The sequence below is a fragment of the Streptomyces alkaliphilus genome (assembly GCF_014141535.1).
Classification (GTDB): domain Bacteria; phylum Actinomycetota; class Actinomycetes; order Streptomycetales; family Streptomycetaceae; genus Streptomyces; species Streptomyces alkaliphilus.
In genome coordinates this window covers 1-3,792 of record NZ_VKHT01000496.1, presented here as the reverse complement: position 1 = coordinate 3,792, position 3,792 = coordinate 1, and the positions used below count along the sequence as shown (strand labels likewise).

2 protein-coding genes and 1 pseudogene are annotated in these 3,792 nt (G+C 73.3%); all 3 read left to right on the top strand.

The window, feature by feature from the left end; genetic code table 11:
• Positions 1–372, top strand: a pseudogene (locus FNQ90_RS15575) (M6 family metalloprotease domain-containing protein); the annotation flags it as partial.
• 327 nt (positions 373–699) lie between these two features.
• Positions 700–2,130 (top strand): FtsW/RodA/SpoVE family cell cycle protein, encoded by a 1,431-nt coding sequence (locus tag FNQ90_RS15570; protein ID WP_323379987.1) that lies wholly within the window; start codon positions 700–702, stop codon positions 2,128–2,130.
• Positions 2,131–2,230: 100 nt separating this feature from the next.
• Entirely contained in the window at positions 2,231–3,433 is a 1,203-nt protein-coding gene (locus FNQ90_RS15565) for a M20 metallopeptidase family protein (protein WP_182606933.1), read from the top strand.
• The last annotated feature ends 359 nt before the right edge of the window (positions 3,434–3,792 follow it).

Below are 3,792 nucleotides of genomic sequence, written 5' to 3'. Positions count from 1 at the left end.
GTGTCCGCCGGCGCGCCGGCGGACACCGACACCGACACCCGGCTGGTCGCCCTGCGCGTCGGCCCCCGCCAGGTCATCACCCTGGAGGTGCGCGCGCCCTCCGCCCTGGATCACGCCATCTGCCGCCCCGGCGTCGTCATCACCCGGGTGGACACCGGCGCGCGGACGGGTGAGGGGCCGATGCGGGTGGAGGACGCCACACCCGGCAGCGGCGGCTGCCACGACCCCGCCGACCCCCAACTCGCCCACGAGCTCAGCGACGCCGCCTTCCAACCCGGCGACACCTTCCACGACCCCCGAATCGGGGTGCGGGTGCGGGTGCTGGATGTCGAGGAGGACGGCGCCCACCGGGTGCGCGTCACCCGCTGGTGACCCGCGGGCGGGCCGCTCCCGGGCCCCCGGCCCCGGCGCCGATCCCGTCACGGACCGGTTTCGCCCGCACCGCCGGACGGCCCCGCTTGTTAGATTGCCACCGGTGCCGCGAGAGCCCGCGGCACCCGTGGGACGGCACGCGACCGCCCCCACGGCACCAGCCGAGAGCACCGGGGCACCGGGGTAGGGACGGGCGTGGAGAGAGCGGCTTCGACACCAGGGCCCCCCGGGGACCTCGACGAGGGTGCCGCCGGGCCCCTCCGGGACCGGCCCACGGGACGAGCGGGAACGACGGCTCCGACCGACCCGACGGGCGGGGCGAGCCCGGTGGACGACGGGGTCCGGCAGTGGATCGCGCGCCGCCGGAACACCGAACTGGTGCTGGTGCTGTTCGCCGTCGTCATCTCCGCCTTCGGCCACGCCGCCGCCCACCTGGCCGTCCACGACGAACTCCCCTCCGGCCTCCTCGCCTACACCGCCGGTCTCGGCGCCCTGGCGGTCGGCGCCCATTTGGTGGTGCGTCGTTTCGCGCGGTACGCCGATCCGTTGATCCTGCCGGTGACGGTGTTGCTGTGCGGGCTGGGCCTGGTCCTGATGGACCGGCTCGACCAGGCGTACGCCGAGCGCTTCCCGGAGGGCCACTACCAGGGGGTGGCGGTCGCCCCCGGCCAGGCGATCTGGACGGTCATCGGGGTGGCGCTGCTGGTCGGCGTGCTGCTGGTGATCCGGCACCACCGGGTGCTGCAGCGGTACGTGTACCTCGGCATGGCCCTGGCGATGATCCTGCTGATGCTGCCGGCGTTCTTCGGCGCCGACGCCTTCGGCGCCAAGCGGTGGATCCGGCTCGGACCGCTGTCGGTGCAGCCGGGCGAGTTCGTCAAGGTGATGATCGTCGTCTTCTTCGCCGGGTATCTGATGGCCAACCGGGACGCCCTGGCGCTGGTCGGCCGACGGGTGCTGGGGCTGGCCCTGCCGCGCGGCCGCAACGCCGGCCCGGTGCTGCTGGTGTGGGCGGTCAGCCTGGTCGTGCTGTTCTACCAGCGCGACCTCGGCACCTCGCTGATCTTCTTCGGTGTCTTCATCGTCATGCTGTACATCGCCACCGAACGCACCAGTTGGGTGGTTCTGGGCGGATTGATGGCGATCGGTGGCGCGGTGGCGGTGGCCGCCACCCAGTACCACGTCAAGGCCCGGGTGGCGGCCTGGCTGGACCCGATGTCGATCTACCTCCCGGAGGACCAGCGCCCACCGGGGGTGATCTCCGAACAGTCCGCGCAGGCGCTCTTCGCCTTCGGCGCCGGCGACCTGACCGGCACCGGCCTGGGGCAGGGCCACTCCTACCTGATCGGCTTCGCCGGACGCAGCGACTTCATCCTCGCCACGGTGGGCGAGGAACTGGGCCTGCTCGGGGTCACGCTGGTGCTGCTGCTGTACGTGCTGCTGATCTGGCGGGCCTTCAAGATCGCGATGACGGTCAGCGATCCGTTCGGCAAGCTGCTCGCCTACGGTCTGGGCACCGTGCTGGCGCTGCAGGTGTTCGTGGTCGCCGGTGGCGTGACCGGACTGATCCCGCTGACCGGCAAGGCCCTGCCGTTCCTGGCACAGGGCGGGTCGTCCACGGTGGCCAACTGGTTGTTGGTCGCGCTGCTGATCAGAATCAGCGACGCGGCGGGCAAGGCCTCCACACTTCCGGAGGGGAACGCTACGATCCTCACCCCGGTGGTCCGGGATCCCGCCGCACGCCCGACCGGCGGCTGATCCGACCCGGTCGGGGGGCGACACGGCCCCCCGGAGCCGGGCGGCGCGGCGCCCCCCGTTCCCGCGCCACCGGCTCCACCCACCGGAAGGAGCCCCGCACGTGAACCTCCGCGACGACGCCCGCGCCCTGTCCGACGACCTGATCCGACTGCGCCACGACCTGCACCGCATACCCGAGGTGGGCCTGGACCTGCCCCGCACCCGGGAACGGGTGTTGGCCGCCCTGGACGGTCTGCCGCTGGAGATCTCCACCGGTGAGAGCCTCAGTTCGGTGACGGCGGTGCTGCGCGGGACCCGGCCCGGCCCGACGGTGCTGTTGCGCGGGGACATGGACGCCCTGCCGGTGGCCGAGCGCACCGGCCTGCCGTACGCAGCCGAGGGCGATCTGATGCACGCCTGCGGCCACGACCTGCACACCGCCATGCTGGCGGGTTCGGCCCGACTGCTGGCGACCCACCGCGACCGGCTGGCCGGGGACGTGGTCTTCATGTTCCAACCGGGCGAGGAGGGCTGGGACGGCGCCGGGCACATGCTCGCCGAGGGGGTGCTGGAGGCATCCGGCAGCCGGCCGGTGGCCGCGTACGCCCTGCACGTGTCGTCCTCGATACACGCCTCCGGGATCTTCGCGACCCGGACCGGGCCGCTGCTGGCGGCCTCCAACGTCCTGGACGTGACGGTGCGCGGGGCCGGCGGCCACGGTTCGGCGCCGCACCGGGCCAAGGACCCGATCCCGGCCGCCTGCGAGATGGTGACGGCGCTGCAGACCTGGCTGAGTCGCACCTTCGACGTCTTCGACCCGGTGGTGCTGACCGTCGGGAGTTTCCACGCCGGCACGCTGCCGAACATCATCCCGGACACCGCCCGGTTCCGGGCCACGGTGCGGAGCTTCTCGTCGGAGGCGTTCGAGCGGCTGCGGGAGGGCCTGCCGGCGGTGTGCCGGGGCGTGGCGGCGGCGCACGGGCTGGAGGTGGACGCCGAGTTCGTCGAGCAGTACCCGACGACGGTCAACGACGCGGCGGAGGCCGACTTCATCGCCGAGACCGTGCGCGAGGTGCACGGCGAGGAGCGGTACGAGCCGATGGAGAACCCGATCCTCGGCGCGGAGGACTTCTCCCGGGTGATCACGGAGGTGCCGGGCGCGATGGCCTTCCTCGGCGCGACGCTGCCGGGGCGGGACCCGGAGACCGCGCCGAGCAACCACTCGCCGCTGGCGGCGTTCGACGACGCGGTGCTGGCGGACGGCGCCGCCCTGTACGCGGAGCTGGCGGTGCGCCGACTGGAGGCGGAGACGGTCGCCGCCTGAGGCGAAGCGGTGAGGTGACACCCGGGGTCCGGGGCGGGTCGTCCCCGCCCCGGACCCCGGGTGGTCGGCGCGGGCGGCCGGGGCGGTACAGGCGGTGTGGGCGGCGCGGGCGCCGGGACCCGCCCGGGACCACCGGGGCCGAACGTGACGACGACGCCGGGCTCGGCAGCCGGTCCATGGGGTTCCGGGGGTATCGAAGACCCTGCTCGATCATCGATGATCCGAGATGTGAAACCGTTGCGCTTCGATCCGTGTCAATACGGTCGAGCGTGGTGCGCGGACCTCCCAAAAAACATACTCTTCGAACGTAACCCGACACCGGGGGTCGCGCCCCGGACCCCGGCCGTCCCGCCACCGGC